General features: G+C 73.6%; 21 protein-coding genes. 12 read left to right on the top strand and 9 right to left on the bottom strand.

Features of this window, described 5'->3' with window-relative positions; translation table 11 throughout:
* Positions 1 to 426 precede the first annotated feature (426 nt).
* From IF89_RS0113195 to IF89_RS0113160, 8 genes are read left to right on the top strand one after another with little or no spacing between them, the layout of a single operon-like run.
* On the top strand, positions 427 to 1,596 hold the full coding sequence (locus IF89_RS0113195) for a hypothetical protein (RefSeq protein WP_030765967.1): 1,170 nt from the start codon (positions 427 to 429) through the stop codon (positions 1,594 to 1,596).
* Positions 1,593 to 2,363 carry a WecB/TagA/CpsF family glycosyltransferase gene (locus tag IF89_RS0113190; RefSeq protein WP_030765965.1) on the top strand — a complete coding sequence of 257 codons (771 nt, stop codon included), beginning with the start codon at positions 1,593 to 1,595 and terminating at the stop codon, positions 2,361 to 2,363. Before IF89_RS0113195 ends, IF89_RS0113190 begins: the two co-directional genes overlap by 4 nt.
* Entirely contained in the window at positions 2,363 to 3,619 is a 1,257-nt protein-coding gene (locus tag IF89_RS0113185; RefSeq protein WP_030765962.1) for a nucleotide sugar dehydrogenase, read from the top strand. The genes IF89_RS0113190 and IF89_RS0113185 overlap by 1 nt, the downstream gene beginning before the upstream one ends.
* A 3-nt stretch (positions 3,620 to 3,622) precedes the next feature.
* Positions 3,623 to 4,753 (top strand): non-hydrolyzing UDP-N-acetylglucosamine 2-epimerase, encoded by a 1,131-nt coding sequence (wecB, locus tag IF89_RS0113180; RefSeq protein WP_030765959.1) that lies wholly within the window; start codon positions 3,623 to 3,625, stop codon positions 4,751 to 4,753.
* A 29-nt stretch (positions 4,754 to 4,782) separates the two neighbouring features.
* Positions 4,783 to 5,493 carry a chain length determinant protein gene (locus IF89_RS0113175; RefSeq protein WP_199820500.1) on the top strand — a complete coding sequence of 237 codons (711 nt, stop codon included), beginning with the start codon at positions 4,783 to 4,785 and terminating at the stop codon, positions 5,491 to 5,493.
* The gene (locus IF89_RS0113170) at positions 5,490 to 6,938 is read left to right on the top strand and encodes an oligosaccharide flippase family protein (RefSeq protein WP_234327748.1); all 1,449 of its coding nucleotides are present in this window, start codon (positions 5,490 to 5,492) and stop codon (positions 6,936 to 6,938) included. The genes IF89_RS0113175 and IF89_RS0113170 overlap by 4 nt, the downstream gene beginning before the upstream one ends.
* Before the next feature lie 9 nt (positions 6,939 to 6,947).
* Positions 6,948 to 8,012: a hypothetical protein gene (locus IF89_RS0113165; protein WP_051807039.1), complete on the top strand. Its 1,065-nt coding sequence runs from the start codon at positions 6,948 to 6,950 to the stop codon at positions 8,010 to 8,012.
* 25 nt (positions 8,013 to 8,037) lie between these two features.
* Positions 8,038 to 8,832, top strand: a complete 795-nt coding sequence (locus IF89_RS0113160) for a glycosyltransferase family 2 protein (protein ID WP_030765948.1) — start codon at positions 8,038 to 8,040, stop codon at positions 8,830 to 8,832.
* Between the two features lie 31 nt (positions 8,833 to 8,863).
* Here the strand turns inward: IF89_RS0113160 and IF89_RS0113155 are convergent, their stop codons facing one another.
* Positions 8,864 to 9,835: a glycosyltransferase gene (locus IF89_RS0113155; RefSeq protein ID WP_051807038.1), complete on the bottom strand. Its 972-nt coding sequence runs from the start codon at positions 9,833 to 9,835 to the stop codon at positions 8,864 to 8,866.
* Positions 9,775 to 11,805, bottom strand: a complete 2,031-nt coding sequence (locus IF89_RS0113150; protein ID WP_030765941.1) for an O-antigen ligase family protein — start codon at positions 11,803 to 11,805, stop codon at positions 9,775 to 9,777. The genes IF89_RS0113155 and IF89_RS0113150 overlap by 61 nt, the downstream gene beginning before the upstream one ends.
* A gap of 80 nt (positions 11,806 to 11,885) precedes the next feature.
* Here IF89_RS0113150 and IF89_RS0113145 point away from each other — a divergent pair, with 80 nt between their 5' ends.
* A complete protein-coding gene (locus IF89_RS0113145) occupies positions 11,886 to 12,638 on the top strand; it encodes a hypothetical protein (RefSeq protein ID WP_063831288.1) in 753 nt (250 codons plus the stop codon).
* Here IF89_RS0113145 and IF89_RS0113140 read toward each other — a convergent pair.
* The 7 genes from IF89_RS0113140 to IF89_RS0113110 form a co-directional block, all read right to left on the bottom strand.
* Positions 12,557 to 13,606 (bottom strand): glycosyltransferase, encoded by a 1,050-nt coding sequence (locus IF89_RS0113140; RefSeq protein ID WP_030765933.1) that lies wholly within the window; start codon positions 13,604 to 13,606, stop codon positions 12,557 to 12,559. The two genes, IF89_RS0113145 and IF89_RS0113140, sit on opposite strands and share 82 nt — an antisense overlap.
* Positions 13,603 to 16,905 carry a DUF4082 domain-containing protein gene (locus IF89_RS0113135; RefSeq protein WP_051807037.1) on the bottom strand — a complete coding sequence of 1,101 codons (3,303 nt, stop codon included), beginning with the start codon at positions 16,903 to 16,905 and terminating at the stop codon, positions 13,603 to 13,605. Before IF89_RS0113135 ends, IF89_RS0113140 begins: the two co-directional genes overlap by 4 nt.
* Positions 16,906 to 16,935: 30 nt before the next feature.
* A complete protein-coding gene (locus IF89_RS0113130) occupies positions 16,936 to 18,048 on the bottom strand; it encodes a DegT/DnrJ/EryC1/StrS family aminotransferase (RefSeq protein WP_030765930.1) in 1,113 nt (370 codons plus the stop codon).
* Positions 18,045 to 18,899, bottom strand: a complete 855-nt coding sequence (locus IF89_RS0113125; protein ID WP_078628275.1) for a NeuD/PglB/VioB family sugar acetyltransferase — start codon at positions 18,897 to 18,899, stop codon at positions 18,045 to 18,047. The genes IF89_RS0113130 and IF89_RS0113125 overlap by 4 nt, the downstream gene beginning before the upstream one ends.
* A complete protein-coding gene (locus IF89_RS0113120) occupies positions 18,896 to 20,065 on the bottom strand; it encodes a DegT/DnrJ/EryC1/StrS family aminotransferase (RefSeq protein ID WP_234327747.1) in 1,170 nt (389 codons plus the stop codon). Before IF89_RS0113120 ends, IF89_RS0113125 begins: the two co-directional genes overlap by 4 nt.
* Positions 20,062 to 21,099: an SDR family NAD(P)-dependent oxidoreductase gene (locus IF89_RS0113115; protein WP_234327746.1), complete on the bottom strand. Its 1,038-nt coding sequence runs from the start codon at positions 21,097 to 21,099 to the stop codon at positions 20,062 to 20,064. The genes IF89_RS0113120 and IF89_RS0113115 overlap by 4 nt, the downstream gene beginning before the upstream one ends.
* Positions 21,100 to 21,163: 64 nt before the next feature.
* Positions 21,164 to 22,288, bottom strand: a complete 1,125-nt coding sequence (locus IF89_RS0113110) for a Gfo/Idh/MocA family protein (RefSeq protein ID WP_234327745.1) — start codon at positions 22,286 to 22,288, stop codon at positions 21,164 to 21,166.
* Positions 22,289 to 22,661: 373 nt separating this feature from the next.
* Between IF89_RS0113110 and IF89_RS0113105 the strand changes: the two genes are divergently transcribed.
* From IF89_RS0113105 to IF89_RS0113095, 3 genes are all read left to right on the top strand, one after another.
* Positions 22,662 to 23,522, top strand: coding sequence for a glycosyltransferase (locus IF89_RS0113105; protein ID WP_043193852.1), 861 nt, complete (start codon positions 22,662 to 22,664; stop codon positions 23,520 to 23,522).
* Between the two features lie 123 nt (positions 23,523 to 23,645).
* Complete coding sequence (locus IF89_RS0113100; protein WP_051807036.1) at positions 23,646 to 24,974, top strand: MFS transporter; 1,329 nt, start codon at positions 23,646 to 23,648, stop codon at positions 24,972 to 24,974.
* An 8-nt stretch (positions 24,975 to 24,982) separates the two neighbouring features.
* The gene (locus IF89_RS0113095) at positions 24,983 to 25,999 is read left to right on the top strand and encodes a TolB family protein (protein WP_030765913.1); all 1,017 of its coding nucleotides are present in this window, start codon (positions 24,983 to 24,985) and stop codon (positions 25,997 to 25,999) included.
* Positions 26,000 to 26,011 lie beyond the last annotated feature (12 nt).

The raw sequence follows: 26,011 nt of genomic DNA, 5'->3' as shown, positions 1-26,011 counted from the left end.
GTCGGCAAATCTCGGCCACCACCATTTCCTCAAAACCACTATCGATGAACATCCGTGGGCATAACGTGTCCCTGCACACGGGATCTGAGCAGGCAACAGGCCTTGTTCAGTGGGGGGTTGTGTACGACGAGGCACCGCGGGCAGCGCCCGGCGGAGCGCGGGTCCACCGCGCCCGCCGACACTGCCGTGCGCGCGTGTCCCGGTCCGGAGGCATCGCTGGGGGGATCCAGACGGCAGCCTCCGGACGGCTCGTGCCCGCGGCGTCCGACGCCGCGCGCACGGGCGCCGTCACGCGCAGTCCCCCTCCGCGGAACGACGACCGCCAGGTCCGTCCGAGGAGCGATCAGAGGGGGTAGGTGTGTGGGAGCCGAAGAGCTCGGACATGCGGGGTGCGCGCAGCACCCGGGGCGCCGGGGTGGGGACCCGATGACCCTCACACGATTAGGAGCACTGGCCGGCGAGGACCCCGGGCTGCACGCGCTGGCGCAGCGGCTGCTCGGTCTGGCCGAGGCGGGACTGCCCGCCATGTACCGCGCGGAGGCCGAGACCTTCGCCTTCACCAGGGCGGGCACCGTCTCGCCCGAGGGCGCCCGCCGCCTGGAACTGCGGGGGACCAGCACCCGGTACGCGGCCATCACCGCGCTGGGCGCCCGGTTCCTGCCCGAGGACCGCCAGCGCGCCCTGTTCGGCGGGCGCTCCGCGGGTGAGTTCACCGCACTGCTCGTGGAGCGGCTGCCCGGGGTGGTCGACCTCGGCGACGCGGCGCTCGTAGCCTGGGCCGCCGCCGAGACCGGCCACCCGAAACTGTCCGACGCACTCGACCGGGTCGCCGCCCTGGACGAGCCGGGCCGCACCCGGTACACGGTCGAGGCGGCGTGGGTGCTCTCCGCCCTCGCCGCCGCCCGTGCCGCGGTGGACGTGGAGGACCGCATCCGGGCCGCCCGGGCCCGCCTGCTGGCCGCGAGGACCGCCACGAGCCCGCTGTTCCCGCACGCCACCGGGCCCGGACTGGTGCCCGGCTACCGCTCGCACGTGGCCTGCTTCGCCGACCAGACCTATCCGCTGCAGGCCCTGGCCCGGCTGCACGCGAGCGGCGGGGATCCCGAAGCCCTCGCCGCGGCGGACGCCTGCGCCACCCGCATCACCGACCTCCAGGGTGACGGCGGGCAGTGGTGGTGGCACTACGACGCCCGTCGGGGCACCGTGATCGAGGGCTTCCCCGTCTACAGCGTGCACCAGCACGCGATGGCCCCGACCGCCCTCTTCGACCTCGCCGAGGCGGGCGGCACGGACTTCGGCGCGGCGATCCGCCGCGGACTGGGGTGGATGACCGCGGTCCCCGAACTCGCCGGGCCCGACGGAACCCCGCGCGAGCCGATGATCCGCGAGGACCTCGGCATCACCTGGCGCAAGGTCCACCGCGGGGACCCGAAGAAGGCCGTCAGGGCCGCCCGCGGACTCACCACCCGGGTCGCCCCCCGCGTCCGCCTCGCACCCCTGGACGTCCTCTTCCGCCCGCGGGCGGTGGACCGCGAGTGCCGCCCGTACGAGTTCGGCTGGATGCTCTTCGCCTGGCTCGGGGGGCCGCAGAGATGACCCGTGACAGCCTCTTCGGGGTCGCGCTCGACCCCCTGACCATGGACGAGACCGTACAGCGCTGCCTCGACGCCGTACGCCGCGGGGAGCAGATCGAGATCGGCATGGTCAACGCCGCCAAACTGGTCAACATGCGGCGCGACCCCGCCCTCGCCGAGGCGGTCGCCGGCTGCGACCTCGTCCTCGCCGACGGCCAGGCCGTCGTCTGGGCCGGCCGCGTGCTGGGCGTCCGGCTGCCCGAACGGGTCGCGGGAATCGACCTGTTCATGCGCCTGCTCGCCGCGGCCGAGATCGCGGACATCCCCGTCTACCTGCTCGGCGCCGAACAGCGGGTGCTGGAGTTGATGCTCGGGCAGATCTCCGCACGCTTCCCGGGCCTGCGGGTCGCCGGCAGCCGCAACGGCTACTTCGGCGACGCCGAACAGGAGGGGATCGCCGACGCCGTCGCCGACAGCGGTGCCCGGCTGCTGTTCCTCGGCATGACCTCCCCCAAGAAGGAGATCTTCACCGCCGGCTACGGCAGACGTACCGGCGCCCACGTCGTGCACGGCGTCGGAGGCTCCTTCGACATCCTCGCCGGCATCACCAAGCGGGCCCCGCTGGCCTGGCAGCGCATGGGCCTCGAATGGTTCTACCGGGCCCTCCAGGAACCGCGCCGTCTCGGCAGGCGCTACCTCACCACCAATGCCGCCTTCCTCGCCATGACGGTCCGCGAGCTCATCCACCGGACCCCGTCTGCCGGTTCCGCGAACAGGAGTCACTGCTGATGCGCGTCGTCGTCGTGGGACAGGGATACGTCGGCCTCCCCCTGGCCGTCCGGGCCGCCGAGGTCGGCCACCAGGTGATCGGGTACGACGTGGACGCCCGGCGGATCAAGCGCCTCGCCGCCGGGGAGTCGTACGTGGAGGACGTCTCCTGCGAACGCCTCGCCCGCGCCCTGCAGCGCGGCACCTACCGGCCCAGCGAACTCGCCCGGGACTGCGGCGGCTTCGACGTCGCCGTCGTCACCGTCCCCACCCCCTTGCAGGACGGGGCACCGGACCTGCGCCACATAGAGGAGTCGGCCCACACCCTGGCCCGCTTCCTGCGGCCGGGCGCCACCGTGGTCCTGGAATCCACCACCTACCCGGGCACCACCGAGGAGCTCTTCGCCCCGATCCTGGAGGACGGCTCCGGCCTCACCGCCGGCGCGGACTTCCACCTCGGCTACAGCCCCGAGCGCATCGACCCCGGCAACACCGTCTGGGGCTTCCAGCAGACACCGAAGGTCGTCTCCGGAGTCGACGCCGCCTCCCTGAAGGCCGTCGAGGCCTTCTACGGGCAGCTGGTCGACACCACCGTTCCCGTCCGCTCGCCCAAGGAGGCCGAGCTGGCGAAACTGCTGGAGAACACCTTCCGGCACGTGAACATCGCCCTCGTCAACGAGATCGCCATGTTCGCCCGCCATCTCGACATCGACGTCTGGCAGTCCATAGAGGCCGCGTCCAGCAAGCCCTTCGGCTTCATGAAGTTCACCCCCGGACCGGGCGTCGGAGGGCACTGCCTGCCCATCGACCCCTCGTACCTGAACTGGCGCGTACAGCGCGAACTCGGCCAGAACTTCCGCTTCGTCGAACTCGCCAACGACATCAACAACCACATGCCCGAGTACGTCACGCGCCGGGTCATCGACGCCCTCAACGCCAAGCGCCGGTCCGTCAACGGATCCCGCGTCCTGCTGCTCGGCCTCGCCTACAAGAAGAACACCGGCGACGCACGCGAGTCGCCCGCCGTCCGCATCGCCGAACTGCTCCTCGACATGGGCGCCAGGGTCCGCGCGGTGGACCCGCACGTCGTGGAGAGCGTCAAGGTCGACGCCCGCCTCGCCCGCGTCGAGGCCACCCGCAAGGAACTGGCCGCCGCCGACGTCGTCGTGCTGCTCACCGACCACGACTGCTTCGACTACCGGATGATCACCGAGCACGCCTCCTTCGTCCTCGACACCCGCAACCGCATGACCGGCCCGAAGGTGGAGGTGCTCTGAACCATGACCAGGATCGTCTGCGTCGCCGGAGCGCGCCCCAACTACATGAAGATCAAACCGGTGATGGACGCACTGGAGCGCCGCGGCGCCGACGTGGTCCTCGTCCACACCGGACAGCACTACGACGAGTCCATGGACGACGTGTTCTTCCGCGACCTCGGCATCCGGCCGCCCGACCACCGGCTGGGCGCCGGATCGGGCAGCCATGCCCGGCAGACCGGGCGCGTGATGGCCGCCTTCGAACCGCTCGTCGACGAACTGGCCCCGGACGCCGTCGTGGTGGTCGGCGACATCAACTCCACCCTCGCCTGCGCCCTGGTCACCGCGAAGGCCGGCCCGCTGCTGGCGCACGTGGAAGCCGGCCTGCGCAGCCGAGACTGGAGCATGCCCGAGGAGGTCAACCGGGTCGCCACCGACCGGGTCAGCGACTACCTGCTGGCCCCCTCGCCCGACGCCGCGGCGAACCTGCGCGCGGAGGGCTACCGCGAGGACCAGATCCACATCGTCGGCAACGTCATGATCGACACCCTCCGCGCCAACCTGCACCGGGCCCGGCAGTCCGACGTCCTGGACCGCCACGGACTCACCCGCGGCGGATACGGCCTGGTCACCCTCCACCGGCCGGCCAACGTGGACGATCCCGGGGCACTGCGCGGCCTGCTCAAGGCACTCGGCGAGATCGCCGGCCGCTGCCCGCTGCTGCTGCCCGTGCACCCGCGGGCCGCGCAGCGGCTGGCCGCGGTCGGCGTACCCGACGGCATCCGTCTCGTACCGGCCGCCGGGTACCTCGACTTCATCGCCCTGCAGGACTCCGCCCGCCTAGTGCTCACCGACTCCGGAGGCGTCCAGGAGGAGACCACCGCCCTGGGCGTGCCCTGCGTGACCCTGCGCGAGAACACCGAGCGCCCCGTCACCGTCGAGGAGGGCACCAACGTCCTGGCCGGCACCGATCCCGACCGGATCGTCGCCACCGTCGACAAGGTGCTCGACGATCCCCCCGCACCGCGCTGCCCCGCCCTGTGGGACGGCCGCGCCGGCGAGCGCATCGCCGCAGTCCTCCTCGACGGCGGACCCGCCCGAACCCGGCCCCGACCCACCGACCTCGTGCCGGCCGCCGGGCACGCACCGCAGTAACCGCACCATCCGCAACGAGGGGGAGGACCATGGATCTCGCCGAGATGGGGCGGGTCATGCGCAGGCGCTGGTACGTGCTGCTGCCCGGACTGCTGCTGACCGCAGCACTGACCGCCGCCGTGCACCTGCTGATCCCGGTGGAGTACCAGTCGCAGAGCACCGTGACGCTGCTCAACTCGTCGAAGGCCACCGAGGCCTTCGACGGCAACCCCTTCCTCAGCACGCAGGCGTCGCTCACGGGCATGGCCGACGGGCTCGCCCGCAACCTCAACTCGGACGGCGCCAAAGCCGACCTCAAGGCCCTCGGCGTCACCGGCCGGCACGAGGCGAAGATCGCCGACAACGCCCAGGGCCCCTTCATGTGGCTGACCGTCACCGGCACCGACCCGGCCGCCGTCCTCACGTCCGACGAGCTCCTCACCGCCTACGCCGACAAGAGGCTCAAGGAGTTCCAGACCCAGCAGTCCGTCGCCCCCGAGGCCATGATCCGGATGGCCACCATCGTGCCCCCGCAGAAACCCCAGGCGCAGACCAGGACCCGGCTCCAGTACCTCGTGATGGCGGGCGCGCTCGGCTTCGTCCTCAGCCTGGCCGCCACGTTCTTCGCGGAGGCCCGGCGGCGCACCCCCCGCGGTAAGGACCACCCGGCCCCGGCCGGGACACCGGCCGCGGCGCCCGTCACCACCGACGAGACCATGGCCCTGCGCACCGTCGCCGCCGGCGGGGCGGAATCGACGTGACCGACACCGGCACCCCTGCCCGGACCACCCCGGCAGCACCGTCCCTGGGCCCCAAGGTCGGCTCCGCCGCCCGGTGGAGCCTGCTCAACACGGTCGTCATGCGCCTCGGCAACTTCGCGACCGGCATCGTCCTCGCCCGCTACTTCCTCGGCCCCGAGGCCTGGGGCGTGTACGGCATCGCCCAGACCGTCCTGCTGGTCCTGCTCTCCGCGAACGAACTCGGCGTCTCCCTCGCCATCGTCCGCTGGGAGGGCGACCCGCGTCGCTTCGCCCCCACCGTCCTCACCCTCAGCGCCGCCTCCAGCTGCCTGCTGTACGCCGTCCTCTTCGCCACCGCCCCGGCCGTCGCCGACGTCCTCGGCTCGCCCGAGGCCTCCGGCGTCCTGCGGGTCATGTGCCTGTGCGTGGTCCTCGACGGACTGTCCCAGGTCCCGGCCGGCTTCCTCACCCGGGAGTTCGCGCAGGGCCGGCGGATGGCCGTCGACGGCCTCAACTTCGTCCTCAGCACCGCGGTGACCCTGCTGCTCGCGGTCCAGGGCTGGGGCGCGATGAGCTTCGCCTGGGGGTCCGTCGTCGGCAACGTGGCCGCCCTCGTCGGCTGCTGCCTCGCCGCACCCGGCACCCTGCGCTTCGGCTGGGACCGCGAACAGGCGCGCGCCCTGCTGAAGTTCGGCCTCCCGCTCGCCGGGGCCAGCATGCTCGCCCTCGGCGTGCTCAACGTGGACACCATGGTCGTCGGGGCCACCCTGGACCCGCTCGCCCTCGGCTTCTACGTCCTCGCCTTCAACATCTCCGGCTGGCCCGTACGGATCATCTCCGAGGCGGCCCGCCGCGTCTCCTTCGCCGGCTTCTCCCGGCTGGCCGACTCACCGCACGCACTGGCCGCCGGCTTCACCCGCGCCCTCGGCATCGTGACGGCAGGCACCGTACCGCTCTGCGTCCTGCCGGCCGTCCTCGCCGCGCCCCTCGTCGAACTCGTCTACGGGGCACGCTGGCTGCCCGCCGCCGGCGCCCTGCCCTGGCTGATGGCCCTCGGCCTCGTCCGCATCGGCTGCGAACTCGCCTACGACTGCCTGGTGGCCATCGGCCGGCGCCGCTCCCTCATCGCCGTCCAGGGCCTGTGGCTCGCCCTCCTGCTACCGGCCCTCGTCCTCGGCGCCCGCGGCGGCGGTATCGTCGGCGTGGCCCAGGGACACGTCGCCGTCGTCTGCGCCGTCGTCGTCCCGGTGTTCCTCCTCGCCCTGCGCCGCGGCGGCATCCGCCCGGCCGCCCTCGTACGCGCCTGCGCCCTGCCCCTGCTCGGCGGCGCGGTGATGGCCGCCGTGCTCCTGGCCTGCGACCGTGCCCTCGGCGACTCCGCGCCGGCGCTCCTCGCCACCGCGACCGCCGGCACCCTCGCCTACGCCGTGTGCCTCCTGCCCGCCCGGAAAACGCTCCGAGGATAGGCGACGGCCATGACACGCAACCGAAGGCGCCCGGGGGCGTGGCTGCTCGCCGGAGTGGTGCTGGCCGTCGTCCTCACCCTCTACGGCGCCGACCGCACCGGAGTCGGCGACCCGGAGGCCGTCCCCTCCGCCATCCCGACGGGCTCCGCCGCCGGGCCCGCGGCGCCCCCGACCGGCGGTACGCCGAGCCCCTCCACCGCATCGCCGCCGCCCCCGCCGGAAGCAGGCCCACCGCCGCCGGCCCCGGCCACCACCACCGCCTGCACCTCCCCGGGGTCCTGCGGGTTCCCCGACGAGCACAGCACCGGTCCGCGGATCGCCCTCGAACGCCACGACACCGGCAACATGACGATCAGGAAGGACGGCACGGTCATCAGGGGCTGGGACATCCGGGGCTCCCTGGACATCTACGCCGACGACGTCACCGTCATCGACAGCCGGATCACCTCGACCAACTGGTGGGGCATCAACCTGCGCCCCGGCTTCAGCGGGCTGAAGGTCCTGCACACCGCGATCACCGCCGTGCCGGGCAAGGGCCCCGACAACGGAGGCGTCAACTACGCCGTGTCGAACATGGGCGGCAGCTCCATCGAGGTCGGCTGGTGCGACATCTCGGTGTTCGGCAACGCCCTGTCCATGGGCCAGGGCGACCTCCACGACAACTACGTGCACGACCTCGTCGCCTTCCGCAACCAGGGCGGCGAGTGGCAGCACACCGACGCCGTCATCAGCGGCGGCGGCAACACGGGCCGGCTGACCGTCCGGCACAACACGCTCCTCAATGCCACCCCCGTGGCCCAGGGCGCCACCGCCGCCGTGGGCCTCTTCGCCGACACCGGTTTCGTCTCCTCCGTCGTCGTCGAGGACAACTGGCTGGCCGGAGGGGCGTACGCGCTCTACGGCGGCGGTCCCGGCGCCACCGGCATCAAGGTCACCGGCAACGTCTTCTCCACCCAGTACCACCCGGCGAGCGGCGCCTACGGACCGGTCACCGCCTGGAACGCGGGCGGCGCCGGCAACGTGTGGGAGGACAACCGCATGTCCGACGGCCGCCCGGTGCAGCCGGCCCCCTGACCCCCACCACGACGGAGATCCCACCATGCGCCGTATCGCCCGGGCCCCCTGGGAACTGCTCAAGCGGACCTTCGGCTGGCTGGTGCTCTTCGAGGCCCGCAACAAGCTCCTGCTGCTGCCCTCCGCCGTACGGCTGCGGCGCTTCGAGGACACCGAGGCCACCCGCCTCGCCGCCCTCCTCGGCCGGCCCCCCGCCGCCCGGGTCGCCACCGTCATCGCCACCCACCGGCGCCCCGACGCGCTGCGCGCGGCCGTCCGCTCCGCCCTGGCGCAGACCGTCACCGACCAGGTGGTCATCGTGGTCGACGACGGCGCCGGCCTGCCCGCACTGCCGTCCCACCCACGCCTCTTCGCGGTCTCCCTGGCCCGCAACACGGCAACCGCCGGAGTGGTCCGCAACATCGGCATCCGGCTGACCCGCTCCCGGTACGTGGCCTTCCTCGACGACGACAACCTCTGGGAGCCCGACCACCTGGAGCACGCCCTGGCGGCCCTGGACGCGCCCGACGGTCCCGACGCCGTCTACACCGCGCTGCGCAGGGTGCTGCCCGACGGCACCGAACGCGATGTCCTGTCCGTGGCCTTCGACCGCCGCCGCGCCGCCCACGAGGCCTTCCTCGACACCAACGCCTTCGTCGCCCGCCGCAGCCGGGCCCTGCACTTCAGCCGACTGCGCCGCACCCCCGAGGTGCTGCCCCGCGAGGACTGGGAACTCGTCCGCCGCTACGCCCGCCGCCACCGGGTACGCCACCTGCCCCGCCCCACCGTCCGCTACCTGGTCAACCCCGGCAGCTTCTACACCGCCTGGGACACTGCCTGAAGGACGTGCCCGCAGCGGTGACGTCGGCCGGCTACGGGGCGCCGTGCGGCGCCGCCCGGCCGGCCAGGGCGCGCGCGGCCGCCCGGCTCGCCGGACGGCCCAGTGCCGCGCGGGAGGACTCCCGCAACAGCACCGCCGCCCGGAACGCGGTGGTGGCCGCAAGGCCGTGGCGGCGCCGGTAGAGCCGCACCCGGTTCAGTGTCAGCAGCGTCCACAGCCGCGGCGACACCCGGGAGTCCCCGCCGAGGTGCGTCGCCGACGCCGCCGGCTCCAGACGGGTCACGAAACCGAGGTCACGGGCCCGCAGGCAGTACTCCGTCTCCTCCGAGTACAGGAAGAACGACTCGTCCCAGGGGCCGCACGCGGCCAGGCAGTCCCCGGACAGGGCCATCAGCGCCCCCGTCGCCCAGTCCGCCACCGTCTCGCGTGCGTACGCGGCCGGGTCGGTCACCAGCTCGCTCCAGCGCGGGAAGCGCCCCGCCCGGCGGTTGCCGACCACCGCCTCGCCCAGGGCCCGGGTCACGCTCGACTCCCGGCGCAGCGAGTGCAGGAGGGTCCGGCCGTCCTCCTCGTACAGCAGCGGAACGCTGATCCCGACCCGGCCGCCGCCGGGCCCCGCAGCCCCGAGCGCGTCCACGAGCGCCCGGGCGCAGCCCCGCCGCATCCGGACGTCCGGATTGCACACCAGCGCCGCCCGGAAGCCGCCCTCCCACTCGGCCGCGGCCGCCAGCGCCGCGTTCACCCCGGCCGCGTACCCGGCGTTGCGGCCGGTGGAGACGACCGTCGCGGCCGGGGCCAGCGAGCGGACCACCTCCACCGTGTCGTCGGCGGAGTCGTTGTCGGCGACGACGAGACGCCAGTCGAGCCCGGCCATGCCCTGCGGCAGCGAGGCGAGGAAACCCGGCAGGACCCCCGCACTGTTCCACGTGACGACGAGGACCGCTACCGGGCCTGGGCGGGGTCCGCGGCCGGGGACGGCAGGCGCTGGTCGGAAGGAGGACATGGCGACTCCACGGGTCGGGGCTTCGGCGCCGCGCGCCGGACGAAGCCGAGGTAACTGCCTCCGGCGGCGATCGTCAGGAAGAACATCCCGGCGAACATCGGGAAGCTGAGTGCGTCGAAGGTGGCGCTGACGACCAGGGCGACGGCGGCCGAGGCGAAGAACGCCTGCCCCAGCTCCCGGTCGGACTCGCCGACGGCCAGCCGGCGGATCGCCCCGCCCTGGTGGATGCCGGTGAGGAAGAGGAACAGGAGCGCGATCAGCCCCAGCAGCCCCGTCTCGGCGAGGGTCAGCATGTACTGGTTGTCGGTGAAGAAGTACAGCTCCGGGATGAAGGTGCCCAGGCCCCGCCCGCACAGCGGCCGTTCGTCCAGATAGGGCACGATCGCGCTGTACTTGACCGTACGGGCCTGGGTGCTGCTGTCGGAGTTCGACAGGAACGACGCGAACAGCGCGGTGATGGTGCCGATCAGCCCCGGGACGACCACCTTGAAACAGGCGACCGCGCCCGCGAGCACCCCGATCGCGGTCCACCGCCGCTGCGGCTGCCACCGCGGCACCATCACCAGGACCACGATCAGCGCCCCGATGATCGAGGTGCGCGACACCGTCAGCGGCAGCGCCCCGCCCATCAGCGCCACCGGCCCCCAGCGGCGCCAGGCCTTCACCCGGCTCCGTACGGGATCGAAGGCCTGCTGCACGGCGAAGGGCAGCAGCAGCGCCAGCATCCCGCCGAACTCCAGCGGCTGCGCGGTCGTGGACCGGGGCCGGGTGAACGCCCCGCGGTTCAGGGTGGTGATCTGCGGGACGCCCGACGTCAGCCCCGGGATGCCGATGCTGTCGGCGATGTTCGTCGCGGTGAAGAAGTCGTAGAACCCGACGGCCGCCACCACCGATCCCATCACCACGGCCCGGCGCATCAGGACGTCCAGCCGCGCACGGTCGTGTATCCCCGCCGTGACCAGCACCACCAGCGACACCCACACCAACAGGGCGATCAGGCCCCGGTCCGCGCCGAGCAGCTCCTTGCGCACGCTCCCGCGGCCCGCGTTCGCGATGTAGGACGCCAGCACGGAGACCGCCAGCAGCCACATCGCCACCCGGGGCAGCCGGGTCCCGGACGCGGGCCGGATCCGGCCCGCGAGCCAGGTCGCCAGATACCAGAACAGGGCCAGCAGGGCGAACACGTTGGCCGGGGTTCCCACCCCGCCCAGCCCCGGCAGGGTCAGGTTCGACGGGATGAAGAAGGCCAGCGCCAGGTACCCGGTCAGCAGCGCGGTGGCGTCCACAGGGCGGCCGCGGGACGTGCGGCGGGCACCCCGCGCCGGCGGGCCGGCCGCCTCGGCGGCGCGTTCCCGCCTGCGCCGCCGGACCGCCGCCACGGCGTCCAGCACGAAGGACAGCACGAACCCGGCGCCGACCCCCAGGATGAGGACCCCCAGCACCTGCTGGTAACGGCTCTTCAGCTGCGGCACCGGGGTCTGCGGCAGCACCACCGGCGCCGTCTGCACCATGTACGCCGGCTGCACCTCGGCCGCCGCCTGCAGGGCGTCCAGCTGCTCCCCCGCGAAGGCGGTCAGTGTGTTCGTCTCCTCCAGCACCCGCTGCCGGTCGGTACCCGTGACCGTCAGCGTGAGCAGCGGGCCCGAGGCGTTCGCGGCGAACCCGACCGTGTAGGGGTCGGTCACGCCCCGGCTGTGCAGCTCGCGGGCGGCGTCCGCCCCCGACAGCGTCCTGATCAGCACGTCCGCGGTCACCACGAGGGCGCCGCCCGCGTTGGAGATCGGATTGCCGAAGGCGGGCGGCAGCTTGGCCGCCGCGGAGGAGTCCAGCAGCGCCACCGAACTCTGCGACTGGTAGGCCACCGGCACCGACCGGTACAGGTGCAGCGCCGCCAGCAGGCTGAGCAGGACCGCCGGCACCATCACGTACCAGCGCCGGCGCAGCACCGCGCCCATGTCGCGAAGGCTCATGAACACCCCTGCCGGGTCCCGGAATCGATGGCGGACCCCCTCGGGTCCTGCAAGGATCGGACCTGGACGAAAGGAGCCCCGTGTCGCCTGGTGAGTGGGTCCGAGCGCTGCGCCGGCGCTGGTACGTCTTGGTCGTGGCGGTGCTGCTCGCGACCGCAGCGGCGGCGGCGGTGCTGCGGCCCCAGCCGGTCCACCTCAGCTCCGCCATCGTGGTGCTCAAGCCGCCGGTGACCAGCCGGCAGCCCAACCAGCTCGCCAACCTCCAGCCGCCGCTCGCCGCGGTCTCCTACGCGGTCGTGCAGCAGCTGGAATCGCCCGCGGGAGCGGCCGAACTGCACGCGGCGGGCGTCGCCGGCAGCTACCGGATGACACCGCGCAACAGCGGCACCAGCGTCACCCCCCGCCATCTGATCCCCTCGCTCCAGATCCAGGTCGAGCACGCCGACCCGGACGTGGCCGACGCCTCCGTACGGAAGATCATCGAGATCTACACGCGACACCTCACCGACCTCCAGACCCGGCAGGGCATCCCGGACGAGGCCCGGATGAGCGCGGACCTGCTGGTGCAGCCGCACGCCGTGGCACGGACCGGCGACCGGGTGCGCGCCCTGGCCGGCGTGGCCCTGACGGCCGTCGTCGTCGCCGTCGCGGCGGCCCTGTGGACCGACCGGCTGCTGACGCGACGGAACCGGCGCCGGAGCGCCGGCACCGGTCCGCAGGACCCGCCGGCGGAAGCGGCGGAGACGGGACATCAGATCCCTCGGCGCTTCCAGGACCGCCACCACAGCCACTCGCGCCCCCGGTCGGCGACGGCCGACAGCACCAGCGGCTGAAGGTAGGGCATCACGCGCGGCCCGATCCGCCGGCGCCGCTGGAGCGCCCGGTACTCGGCCAGCGCCGTGTGGCCGCCCGGCAGGCACTGCGCGGCGAACTCCACCAGTTCGTCGACCGGCACCACCGCGGTCCGCCCGCGGTCGTACGCCCGGTAGGCGCGCCGCAGAGCGTACCGGGCGAGCCGGGTGCGCGCCGCGACCGCCAGCCGGCCGGAGTCCGGGAGCAGGCCGCCGCACTTGTCGAGCACCGAGTCGAAGGCGACCAGGCGCTGGCGCAGGTCGTCCAGCTGCCCGCCGAAGTCCGTGGTGGACATGTTGTCCCCGTGGACGCGGTAGAAGGCCTGGTCGGCCCCGCGGACGTAGCCCACGTCGGCGTGCGCCGCGAGCCGCATCCACATCTCGATGTCACCGGCGTGCGGCAGCTGCGGATCGTAGCCGCCGACCTTGCGCTGGAGGCCGGTACGGACGACCACCTCGGGCGAGGTGATGCAGCCGGTGCCCTCCCGGAACCGCCGCTCCAGCCACCACCGTCCCGGATAGACCACCGAACCCGTGGAGCGGGTACGGGCCGCCGGGAGCGGGCCGCCGTGCCGGAACCGCAGCGGCCTGCCGTACGCGAAACCCGCCTCCGGGTGTGCGTCGAGCAGGGCCGCCGCGCGCACCAGGGCGCCCGGCACCAGCCGGTCGTCGGCGGAGAGCAGGGCGACGTAGTCCCCGTCGGCCCACTCCAGCAGTCCCTCGTTGTAGGTCGCGATGTGCCCCCGGTTGCGCTCGTGGACGCGCACCTCGATCCGCGGGTCGGCCGCCGCCAGCGCGCGCGCCACGTCCGCGGAGTCGTCGGGCGAGGCGTCGTCGATGATCAGGACCCGGACGTCGACGCCCTCCTGCTCGTCCAGGACGCTCTTGACGCAGTCGGCCAGGAAGTGGCCGTACCGGTAGCAGGGGATCACCACGCTGACCGTGCTCACCGGCCGGACACCTCCGTCGAACCGTCGCCCGCCTGCGCGGCGATCGGCGGCGTCGTGGTGAAGACCGGCCCGACCCAGTAGTTCACGGAACCGTAGGTGTGGGACGGGAAGACCGTCGCGGAACCGTACTTGTAGACGCCGTTGGCACTCCCGGGCCCGTCGGCGGGCGCCACCAGCGGGTAGGAGCGGTGGGCTGCGGAGAAGTAGCCGCCGTCCACCGCGTAGGTGCCGTTCGGCGCGTGGTAGGAGGCCACGTACGTGGTGCCCGCGGTGATGGGCACGGGCGTCGCGAACGTCAGCTGCTGCCAGCCGGACAGGGTCTCGCTGCCGAAGGTGCCGGTGGCCAGCAGCGCGCCCGAGGCGGACCACAGGCTGCCCGTGTGGGTGCCGGTGTTGCCGGGCCCCTTGTAGAAGGTGACACCGGTGATGTAGCCGTTGACCGCAGACTGGAAGCGGGTGCCGAGCTCCACCGAGTTGGTGTCACCGCGCACGGCGGCCGTGCTCGGCGTGGCCGTGCCGCTCCACAGGGTGCACGGGCAGTTCACCGCGGGTGGACTGGCACTGGTCGTGAAGGTCCACGACACGGGCGCGCTCATGGCGTTGCCCCACAGGTCGGAGACCTGCACGGACGCCGTGTACGTGGCGTTCAGGGCCAGCTCGGAGGACGGGGTGAAGGTCGCGCTGTTGGAGGCACCGAGGACCTTGGTGCCGGGGACGGTGGCGCCGCCCGCGTCCTTCAGGGTGAAGGTGAGCGTCTCCGCGTCGACGGCCGTGCTGAAGGTGGCCGTCACCGCCGCCGTGATCGAGGTGCCGGTCGCGGCGGACTGCGGGGTGGTCCCGGTGACGGTGGGCGGCGTCGTACTGGCACCGGAGGTGTCCAGCACCGCGTCCACCCAGTAGTTGCTGCCGGACGCGGCCTTGTTCGGGAATCCGCCCGTGCCGCTGTAGCGGTAGACGCCGTTGCCGCCGTCGGTGCCGCTCTTCAGGGCCGTGAGCGGGGCCAGGCCCGCCTGGGCGGCGGCGAAGGTGTTGTCGAAGGAGTAGCCCCCGTTCGGGGCGAAGTAGGAGGCGATGTAGGTGGTGTTGGGTTTGATCGGGACCGGGCTGGAGAAGTTCAGCTGCTGCCAGCCGGACGCCGTCTCGTCGGTGAAGGTGCCGGTGGCCAGGCGCTGGCCGGTGCTGCTCCACAGGCTGCCGGTGTGGGTCCCGGTGTTGGCCGGGGACTTGTAGAAGCGGACGGCGGTGATCGAGCCGGCCACCGAGGAGCGGATCTTCACGCCGAGTTCGACGGCGCTGCCGTCACCGGCGTTGACGGTGCCCGGCACGGCCGCGGCGGGCCACACGGTGCACGGGCACTGCTGGGGCCCGACGGTCAGCGGGACCGTGGTCGTCGCACCGATGTTGACGCTGTCGTCGACCGCGCGCGCCTTGATCTGCACGGGACCGGGCGCGGTCGGGGTCCACGTGTGGCTCCAGTTCGCCAGGCCCGAGGCCGCCTGCCAGGTGGCGCCGCCGTCGGTGGACACCTCGACCCGGGCCACCACGCCGCCGCCGGTGTCGGTCGCCGTCCCGGTGACGGTCACGGGACGCAGCGCCGGCACGGTGGCATGCGCCGCCGGGCCGGTCACGGTGGTGCTGGGGCCCACGGTGTCCGTGGAGGCGGTGGAGAGGACCAGGTCGCTCTGCAGGGACCGGGGCTGCACGCCCATGTCGGCGAAGACGTTCACCGTCGCCTGCTGCATCCGCTTGTCGGCGGTGACCACGGTGTCGTCGGGGCGGGAGGTGGGCATGTTGGTCAGGCCCCAGGACCACTGCACCGTGCCCGCGCCGAACACCAGCGCGTTCGAGGTCTGGTCGCGGAACGCCACCAGGCTGTGCGTCGCGGTGCCGTTGCCGTAGGTGTTGCCGTAGTCCTTCAGGAGCTTGCCGTCCTCGATGTCGACCGTCGTGGAGGACATCCGGATCTGCCCGGCCGGACGGCTGGCGTTCTCCACGTCGCTGTCCCACTCGTAGCCCAGCGTTCCCTGCGGGAACGTGGCGGTCTGCGAGAGGGTGAGGTTCGCGACGGAGGTGTTGCGCCACAGGCGCTGCTTGGCGAAGGTGCCCGGCACCGTGATCGCGTCGCTGCGGTAGCCGTTGACGCTGAACAAGGAGCCCGTCAGCTGGTTCTGCGGCTGGAAGGGCCGGCCGCCGGTGGCACTGGCCGGGTCCATGAAGGTGCCCGTCCAGATCCCGCTCGGGTCGGGCACGCCGTTCGGCTGCGGGAAGGACAGCTTGGTCTCCTTGTACGACACCAGCGTCCGGTCGGGGGTGTTCGTCCCGTCGATGCTCGGGGCGAGCCGGGTCTTCCAGAAGACCTCGTTGCCGCTGAAGTACGTCTGGTGCTGCCCGGCGCGGCGCGCGTTCAGCGCGTTGGTGAACTGCTCCTGCGTCCAGTACTCGTCGTGCCCGGAGGACATGAACACCTTGTGCCGGGGCAGCAGGGTCGCGCCGCGCACCGACATGTCGATCCCGGAGATGTAGCTCACGTCGTAGCCGTTGCGCTCCAGCCACGCGACCATCTGGAACTCGGAGCCGTAGATCCCGTTGTCCCCGCCGATGTCCATGGGCCGGTTGTAACTCACCTCGTAGGCGCGCCCGTCGGGCGCCGGCCCGCCGCCGTCGTACAGGTCCTGGCCGCCGTAGTTGTTGTACGCCTGCCACGTCTGGTCACTGGTCTGCACGACGATGTCGGACTGGCCGGAGTCCTTGCGGACGACGAACGGGTACGGCATCACGCCGTTGCCGTCCGCCTGGTCGAAGTTGGCGATGTAGAGGCCCGAGACGGCGTCCGCCGGCACGGTCCACGTCGCGGTGGTGGGCCAGTTGCCGCAGTCGACCAGGCCCGTGGAGGGCTTCGTGGCGCAGGCCGCCGGGCTCCCTCCGGGCGCGACGTTCGCCGGGTACGTCTGTGCGGCCTGGGCCGGGCTCGACACCAGCCGAGCCCCGGCGCCCCCGTAGTGGCCCAGGCGGTACACCGACACCTTGTACGGCGTCGGCGACTGGACCTTGAACTGCAAGGTGTCGCCGGCCTGCACGCTTTCCCGGGCCGGGAAGCCCTTGATGTCGCCGTACGCGCTCGGCGCGAACCACTCCTCCATGGGGGTGCCCGGCTTGGAGTTCTCGCAGACGATGTCGTTCGCGGCGGGACCGCAGGGATCGGCCGCGGCGGCCACGGAGGCCGGCGGCAGGACCGTGGCCATCAGGGCCGCCACCACGGTGAAGAGACCGTAACGGAGCAACTGTGTCCGTCTGTTCATGTGGACCTCATTGAGTACGTCGGCACGTGGTCAGCGCAGGGCGCCGCAGAACGCGTCCACGACCCGCTGCTGCTGGGCGGCGGTGATCTGCGGGAAGAGGGGGAGGGAGAGCATCAGGTCCGCGGCCCGCTCGGCGTGGGGGAAGTCCCCGCGCCCGTGGCCGAGGTGCGCGAAGGCCGGGGTGAGGTGGACGGGGGCCGGGTAGTGCACGCCCGCGCCGATCCCCTCGGCGTTGAGCTTGCCGACGACGGTGTCGCGGTCGGCGCCGCAGACCCGTACGACGTACAGGTGCCAGACGTGGACGTTGCCCTCCGCGGTGACCGGCAGGGTGACCCGGCCGGCGGCGGCGAGGTCGCCCAGCAGGGCGTCGTAGCGGGCGGCGGCCGCCCGGCGGGCGGCGTTGCCCTGCGCCAGCCGGGCCAGCTTCGCCCGCAGGACCACGGCCTGCAGACCGTCCAACCGGCTGTTGAAGCCGGCCACGTCGTGGCGGTACTTGGCGACGCCGCCGTGGTTGGCGAGCGCCCGCACCAGGTCGGCGCTCTCCTGGTCGTCGGTCACCACCGCGCCCGCGTCGCCGTAGGCACCCAGGTTCTTGCCCGGGTAGAAGCTGGTCGCGGCGATGCCGCCGCCGGGGGAGCGGCCGTCCCGCGTCGCCCCCTGGCTCTGGGCCGCGTCCTCGACGACCTTCACGTGCGCCGGGAGCCGGTCCGCCAGCTCGGCGGCGGCCGCGCACTGCCCGTACAGGTGGACGGGCACCACCGCGCGGGTGGCCGGCCCGACCGCGTCCAGCGCCGCCTGCGGATCCATCAGCAGGGTGTCGGGCAGGCAGTCGACGAGCACCGGCCGGGCGCCGATGCGGGCCACGGCACCCGCGGTGGCGATGAAGGTGTTGGCGGGCACGACCACCTCGTCACCGACCCCGACCCCGCTCGCGCGCAGCGCCAGTTCGAGGGCGTCGGTGCCGTTGGCCACCCCCACGCAGTGCCGCACCCCGGCGAAGGCGGCGTACTCGCCCTCGAAGGCGCGGACCTCGGCACCGCCGACGAATGCCGTGTCGGCGAGCACCCGGTCGAAGCCGGCCCTCACTTCCTCGGCGACCTCGGCGTGCGCGGCCTTCAGGTCGACGAGCGGTATCTGGTTCATACGACGGGACTCTCCATCCGTGTCCGGGGCCGCGGGCCGCTCGGGCCGGCGCCCTCCTGCCTGCCGTGCGCCGCTGCCGGGGCGCGCCCCGGCGCCTCCTGCTCGGGCCCGTCCGCGGCGGCCCCGCCCGGCGGACCCGCCGCGCGGGCCAGTTCCGCGAGGGCCGCGGCCCCCGCGGGCCGCAGGAGGCGGGCCGGGCTGCCGGCCCACACCTGCCCGGCGGGGACGTCGGCGAGGACGGTGCTGCCCATGCCGGTCAGCGACCAGGCGCCGATCGCGGCGCCCTCCCGCACCAGCGCCCCCGCCCCCACGTACGCGCCGCACCCCACCCGCACCCCGCCGCCCAGACGGACGCCCGACGCGAGCGTGGCGAAGTCCCCGACGGTGTCGTCGTGTGTGAGCACCACCTGCGGCATGACCGCCACGTGGGATCCGACCCGGACGGCGGCCGTCAGGACGCAGTGCGCGAGCAGCACCGAGCCCGGCCCGACCACCGACGAGGCCGACACCGCCGCCGCGGGGTGCACCACCGTCGCGTACCGGTCCGCCGGCAGTTCCAGGCGCCGCACCAGGCGGGCCCGGACCGCGTAGTCGCGCGGACTGCCCACGCACACCACCACCCGGGCGGCCGGCAGCTCGTGCACCAGCCCGCAGCCGCCCAGCACCGGGACCCCGTCGACCTCGGCGCCGTGCAGCACCGGATCGTCGTCGAGGTGCCCGGCCAGCCGCCACCGCGCAGGACGGCCGCGCGCCGCGTCGGCGGCGCCGGCGTCCCGTACGGCCTGCGCGGCCTCCCGCGCGAACCCGCCGGCGCCGACGATCAGCAGGTCCTCGGTCGCCCGCCCGCTCATCCGCCCGCCTGCTCCCGCAGCACCGCCACCACGCGTTCCTGCTGGGCTGCGGTCATCGTGTGGAACAGGGGCAGGATCAGGGAGTCGCGGCTGATCCGCTCGGTCACCGGCAGCGCGGCCGCCCCGTGGCCCTCGTACGCCGGCTCCAGGTGGCAGGCCATGATCCCCCGCCGGGCGGAGATCCCCGCCTCGGAGAGCACCGCGAGCAACTCGTCGCGGCCCACGGGGAAATCCTCGGCCAGCAGCACCCAGTACGACTGGAAGTTGCCCTGCCCGTGGGCCGGATCGCGGACCGGGCGCACGCCGGGGACCTCCCGCAGCAGCTCCGCGTACCGGGCGGCGAGCGCACGCCGCCGGGCGACGATCTCGTCCAGCCTGCCGAGCTGCACCAGGCCGACCGCGGCCTGGATGTCGGTCATCCGGTAGTTGTGGCCGACCTCCAGATAGCGCTCGACGATCGGTCTGCTGCTCGCGTGGCGCTGCGCGGCGGACACGTTCATGCCGTGCTCGCGCAGCCGGCGCAGGCGCTCCGCCCACCGCGCGTCGTCGGTGGTCACCATGCCGCCCTCGCCCGTGGTGATGACCTTGCGGGGGTGGAAGGACCAGGCGGCGAGGAGCGCCCCGTGGCCGACGGACTTCCCGCCGACGGTCGCGCCGATGCCGCAGGCGGCGTCCTCCACCAGTGCGACGTCCCACCCGGCGCAGGCCGCCCGCAGCGCGTGCACGTCCGCGGGCACCCCGCCCTGGTGGACGGCGAGCACCGCCTTCGTACGGGAGGTGCGGACCGCGTCCACGGTGCCCGGGGTCAGATTGCCGGTGGCCTCCTCGACGTCGGCGAACACCGGGTGCGCGCCCGCGTGGCGCACGGCGTTGGCGGTGGCGATGAAGGACAGGGAGGGGACGACCACCTCGTCGCCCGGGCCGAGGTCCAGCGCGACGAGCGCCAGGTGCAGGGCGGCGGTGCAGGAGCTCACGGCGATGCCGTGCTCGGCGCCCACCCGCTCCGCGAAGGCCCGTTCGAACGCGGCGACCCGGGGGCCCTGGGCCACCCAGCCGGAGAGCACCGCGTCGGCTGCGGCCCTCGCCTCCTCCTCGCCCAGCCAGGGCACCATCACGGGGATCCGGGCCGGGGCGGTCCCGGCGGCCGCCGTGCCGGGGGCGCTCACCGGGCGTCCTCCGCGGCGGCGTCGGCGGTGCGCTCGGCCCGCCACCAGTCCACCAGGTCCCGCAGGCCCGTGCGCAGGTCGATCCCGGCCGTGAAGCCGAGCCGCTCAGACGCCCGCGCGGTGTCCGCGAGGCGGCGGGTCACGCCGTTCACGGCGCGGGCCGGGCCGTGCTCGGGGACCAGGCCGTCCGCGCCCATCGCCTCCAGCAGACCGCTCGCCAGCTCCAGCAGGCTCGTCTCGGAGCCGCTCGCGACGTTGAACACCTCGTCGGTCAGGTCCGACTCGGCGGCCAGCAGGTTGGCGCGGGCGATGTCGCGCACGTCGACGAAGTCCATCGTCTGCAGGCCGTCGCCGAGGATCAGCGGCGGCTCGCCCGCGGCTATGCGCTCCATCCAGCGGATGAGCACCTCGGTGTAGAGGCCGTGGATGTCCATCCGCGGCCCGTACACGTTGAAGTAGCGCAGCGCCACGTAGTCCAGCCCGTACATCGCGTGGAAGCTGCGCAGCATGCCCTCGTTGAAGGCCTTCGCCGCGCCGTAGAACGTGTCGTTGCGGTAGGGGTGGTGGCTCTCGGCCGTCGGGAACTCCTCGGCCTGCCCGTAGACCGAGGCCGAGGACGAGGCGATCACCTTGCCCACCCCGGCGGCGGCCGCCGCCTCCAGCACGTTGAACGTGCCGTCCACCATCACCTCGTTCGCCAGCCGCGGCTCCTGCGCGCACTGGGTGATCCGGATGGCTGCGAGGTGGAAGACCAGGTCGGCGCCCTCCGTCACCTTCCGCACCGCCGCCACGTCGCGGATGTCGCCCTCGACGACCTCGACGACGCCGCTGGGCAGGGCACGGGCCAGGTTGGCGGTCCGCCCCCGCACGAAGTTGTCGAGCACCACGATCTCGCGTGCCCCGTTGTCCACCAGCTGGTCCACCACGTGCGAGCCGATGGTGCCCGCTCCGCCGGTGACCAGAATCCTCTTGCCTCGTACGCTGCTGCTCAACGCCGCTCCCACCGAGTAGGTCGTGGTCTTGCGTGTGTCCACGGGCCGGTAGGGCCCGTGGGGGATCCGCTGCGGATCCACCGCGGATCCGCAGGGGACGCGTACGTCAGAGCCCGGTGCGCAGTCCGACGACCGCGCCGCGGAATTCCAGGCTCCGGGAAGCCGCTTCGAGGATGTCCAGCACCTTCAGGCCCGCCCGGCCGTCGGTCAGCGCCGGCCGACCCGTCCTGACGGCGTCGGCGAACTCCTCGACCATGCTGCGCAGCGCCTCCTTCTCGCCGATCGCGGGCGCCACCATGTCGCCGCTCCGGTAGGAGACCAGCATGTCGCGTCGCTCGTCGGCGCCGATCTCCTGCGGGGTGCTCAGCTCCACGCCGCGGTCGAAGACCGAGACGCGCTGCGTGGGGTTGAGGTCGTCCCAGACCAGGGTGCGCTTGGAGCCGCCGACCATGGTGGTGCGCACCTTGGTCGGGGACAGCCAGTTGACGTGCACGTGCGCGATGGCGCCCGTGCTCAGCTGGAGGGTCAGATAGGCCACGCAGGACTGCCCGGCACCGATCGGGTCGGCGCCGGTCGTGGCGACGGCCACCGGCTGCACGTGGTCGGGGAGGATGAAGTCGAGGACCGACAGGTCGTGGGGGGCCAGGTCCCACAGGACGTCCACGTCCTTCTGGACCAGCCCGAGGTTGATGCGTACGGAGTCGACGAAGTGGATCTCGCCCAGCTCGCCGGAGCGGACCATCTCCCGGATCCGGCGCACCGCCGGCGTGTAGCAGTAGGTGTGGTCGCACATCAGGGTGAGGCCGCGCTTCTCGGCCTCCGCCACCAGGCGCTTCCCGTCCTCGTACGTGGCCGCGAGCGGCTTCTCGACGAGGACGTGCTTGCCGGCCCGCAGGGCGGCCATCGCGACGTCCAGGTGCGTCCCGGCGGGTGTGGCCACCGCCACCGCCTGGACGGACGGATCGGCGAGGACCGCCGCGTAGTCCGCGGTCGGCTGCACCGTGGAGTACCTGCCGAGCACCTGACGGGCCCGGTCGACGTCCAGGTCGCAGAGCCACCGCAGCCGGTACTGCGGGCTGGACTGGAAATTGCGGACCAGATGGGGGCCCCAGTAGCCCGCACCGACCACCGCGATCCCCAGCGGAGCCGCGGAGCCCCGGCCGGGGATCCCCGCGCCTGGCCCGACGGTCGGGGCGGCACTCTGCGCGCCGTCCTTGGAGGTGTCCTTCACAGCGTTCCCTTCCTTCCGCGCACGCCGACCGGCGTGTCGACAACCCGGGGCCGGGACGCGTGCGGCGGAGGGGGAAACGCCGTCGCCGAGGGCACGCCGGACGCCTGCGCGTGCCGTGCGTGACCTGCTCGACGGTGGTGGCCCCCCACAACCAGTGTCCTGCGTGAATCGCGTATGCCGCCCCCCGGCCCGACCGCCCGTTCCCCACAAGCAGCCGAACCCGTACCACCCTTGCCGATTCCGGACCCATGCCGGCCGCGCACGGAGCGCGCCCAATCCGGTCGGCGCCGCTCAATCTAGTCCACCGGGCCCACGCCCGGGCAGAGTTGGCGGAATCGCCGGGAGCGGGCGCAGGAGCATGCATACTGCCCGGGTGACCAGCATCGTGATACCGGCCCACAACGAGGGCCGGGTCATCGGCCGGCTCCTCGACGCGCTCCTGGCGGACACCTCGTCCTGCGGACCCGACATCGTCGTGGTCTGCAACGGCTGCACCGACGACACCGCCCGGATCGCGGCCGCACACGGCGACCGCGTGCGCGTCGTGGAGATCCCGACCCCGTCCAAACACACGGCGCTCCGGGTCGGGGACGAGCACGCGCGCGGCTTCCCCCGGCTGTACGTCGACGCCGACGTCGTCGTCGGCGCCGCCGACGTACGGGCCCTGACGGGCGCGCTCGCCGGGGACCCGGCCCTGCTCGCCGCCGCCCCCGGCCGGGACGTGCCGCTCACCGGGTGCTCCTGGCCGGTACGGGCCTACTACCGGGTCTGGCAGCTCCTCCCGGCCGTCCGGGAGGGCCTGTTCGGCCGGGGCGTCATCGCCGTGACGGAGCAGGGGCACCGGCGGATCGCCGCGCTGCCCCCGCTGATGGCCGACGACCTGGCCGCGTCCCTCGCCTTCGGGCCGGGGGAGCGGCGGGTGGTCGGTGCGGCCCGGGTCGTCGTACGCCCGCCGCGCACCTGGGCCGACCTGATCCGGCGCAAGGTCCGCGCGGCGACCTCCTCCGCCGAGTTCGAGCGCTTCCAGGCCGCGCGGGAGGCCGGGGCGGGAGCCGCTCCCTCGGCACGCACCGCAGCGTCCGACCTCCGCGCCCTGCTGCGGGCCCGGCCGGCGCTGGCACCCGACGTCGCGGTGTTCGCGGCGGCCGCGCTCGCCGCCCGTCGCGGCTCCCGCAGGGCCATCCGCGACCAGGACTTCTCCACCTGGCTGCGGGACGAGAGCAGCAGGCAGTGACGCGACGGTCGGGACCGCCGAATCGCGCCGTACGCACCGCAGTTGGACCGTACAAGCACTAGGGTTCGGGTTCGACTCGCACGTCCGAACGACTCGGACCGTCTGCACGGGGGGCTGACGAGCATGTACCTCGCGGACCGCTCCGCGCCCGCGGGCGCGAAGACCGCGGCGGACCGGCGATCCGGCAGGGCGACGGCGGTCGCCCCGACCGTCCTCGCCCTCGGCACGGTCAGCCTGGTCACCGACGTCTCCTCCGAGATGGTCACCGCCGTCCTGCCGCTCTACCTGATCGCCGGACTGGGGCTGAGCCCGCTCGGCTTCGGCGCCCTCGACGGCGTCTACAACGGCGTCAGCGCCCTGGTGCAGCTCACCGGCGGCCACCTCGCCGACCGGGTCCGCAACCACAAGCTGGTCGCCGGCATCGGCTACGGCTTGTCCGCCCTGTGCAAACCCCTGCTGCTGATCGCCCACAGCCTGGGCCCGATCAGCGTGGTCCTCGCGCTCGAACGCACCGGCAAGGGGCTGCGCACCGCCCCGCGCGATGCGCTGATCTCCCTCTCCACACCGGACGCGTTACAGGGGCGGGCCTTCGGCGTGCACCGGGCCATGGACACCACCGGGGCGCTGCTCGGCCCGCTCGCCGCCTTCCTCATCCTGGGCGTGGCCGCCGACGGCTACGACGCCGTCTTCGGCGTCAGCGCCTGCGTCGCCGCCCTCGGCGTCGTCGTCCTCATGCTGTTCGTCCCCTCCGGCGCCACCGCGCCCCGCCCCCGCGCGGCCGTCACCGCGCCGCCCGCACCCGCGCGCCCGCACCCCGTACGGCTGCGCGACGCGGCGAACCTGCTGCGCCTGCCGCGGCTGCGCGCCCTGGCGCTCTGCGCGGTCCTGCTCGGCCTCACCACCGTCAGCGACGCCTTCGTCTACCTGCTGCTCCAGCGCCGGGCCGGGCTGGACGACCAGTGGTTCCCGCTCCTGCCCCTGGGGACCGCCGCCGTGTTCCTGCTGCTGGCCGTGCCGGCCGGCGCCCTCGCCGACCGGATCGGGCGACGCACCGTCTTCCTGGCCGGCCACGCCCTCCTGCTCGCCGCCTACGCGCTGCTGCTGTGGGCCCCCGACCTGCGGGCGCTGCCCCACCTCGTCCTCGCCCTGCACGGCATGTTCTACGCCGCCACCGACGGGGTGCTGCCCGCCGCCGTCGCGGCCACCGTCCCGGAATCGCTGCGGGCCACCGGCCTGGCCCTGGTCGGCACCGGCCAGGCGCTGGCCCGCTTCGGCTGCTCGCTGGCCTTCGGCGCCGCGTGGACCCTCTGGGGCACCGGCCCGGCGCTCGCCGCCGCCGCGGCCGGCCTGCTCGGCTGCGCAGCCGTCGCCGGTCACGTGCTGCGGCCGACGCCGCCCGTGCCTCCCGGACCTCCCGCCCCCGCTCCGACCGACCCAGCCCGACGCCCGTGAGGAACCCGATGACACGCTCACACCGCCTGCTCGTCCTCGCGGTGGCGGTGCTCCTGCTCGGGGGCGTCGGCGCCTTCCTGGTGCAGCGCGCCGCGTCCCGCGCCGACCGGCCGCACACCGGCGGACCGGAGGCGACCGCGGGGTCCGTCGGCCTCGGCGCAGGCCGGAAGTCGCTGGCCTTCCTGGGCAGCGGGCCGGGCCCCCACCGCGGAGCACTCGCCTCCGTCCCCGCCGACGCGCCCGACGGCCCCCGCACCGTGTCGGACCTGACCTGCCGGCGCTTCCACGCAGCCGCGGGGACGGGGGTCTGCCTGCGCTCCGACCCGGGCGCGCTCGCCCAGGACAACAAGGCGGTCATCGTCGACACCGAGCTGCGCCAGGTCCGCAGCTACCCCCTGGCGGGCACGCCCAGCCGGGCCCGCGTCTCGCCCAGCGGCCGCTTCGCAGCCTGGACCGTGTTCGTCTCCGGCGAGTCCTACGGATCCGCGTTCTTCTCCACCCGCACGGCGATCCTGGACACCAGGACCTGGAAACTCGACGCCAACCTGGAGGAGTACGCGATCACCCTGGACGGGCGGGACCACCGCGCCCCGGATGTGAACTTCTGGGGCGTCACCTTCGCCGGGGACGACGACACCTTCTACGCCACCCTGTCCACGGCCGGCGAGACGCACCTGGTGAAGGGGTCGGTCTCCCGACGCTCCGTCACCGCCCTCGCCAAGAACGTCGAGTGTCCGTCCCTCTCCCCGGACGGCACGCGCATCGCGTACAAGAAGCGGGTCCGCGCCGGGGCCTCGCTGTGGCGCGAGCACGTCATGGACCTGCGGACGCTGCGCGACCACCCGCTCGCGGAGAAGCGCAGCGTGGACGACCAGGCCGCCTGGCTCGACGACCGCACCCTGGCCTACGCCCTGCCCGCCGACGGCGCCGCCGACCGCACGGACCTGTGGACCGTGCCCGCCGACGGCACCGGCAGCCCCGAGCTGCTGACTTCCGCAGCCTCCTCCCCGGCCCGCCTGGGCTGACGGGACGGGCAG

The organism is Streptomyces sp. NRRL F-2664, from assembly GCF_000719345.1.
Taxonomy (GTDB): Bacteria; Actinomycetota; Actinomycetes; order Streptomycetales; family Streptomycetaceae; genus Streptomyces.
This window is presented reverse-complemented; position numbering and strand designations above follow the sequence as displayed.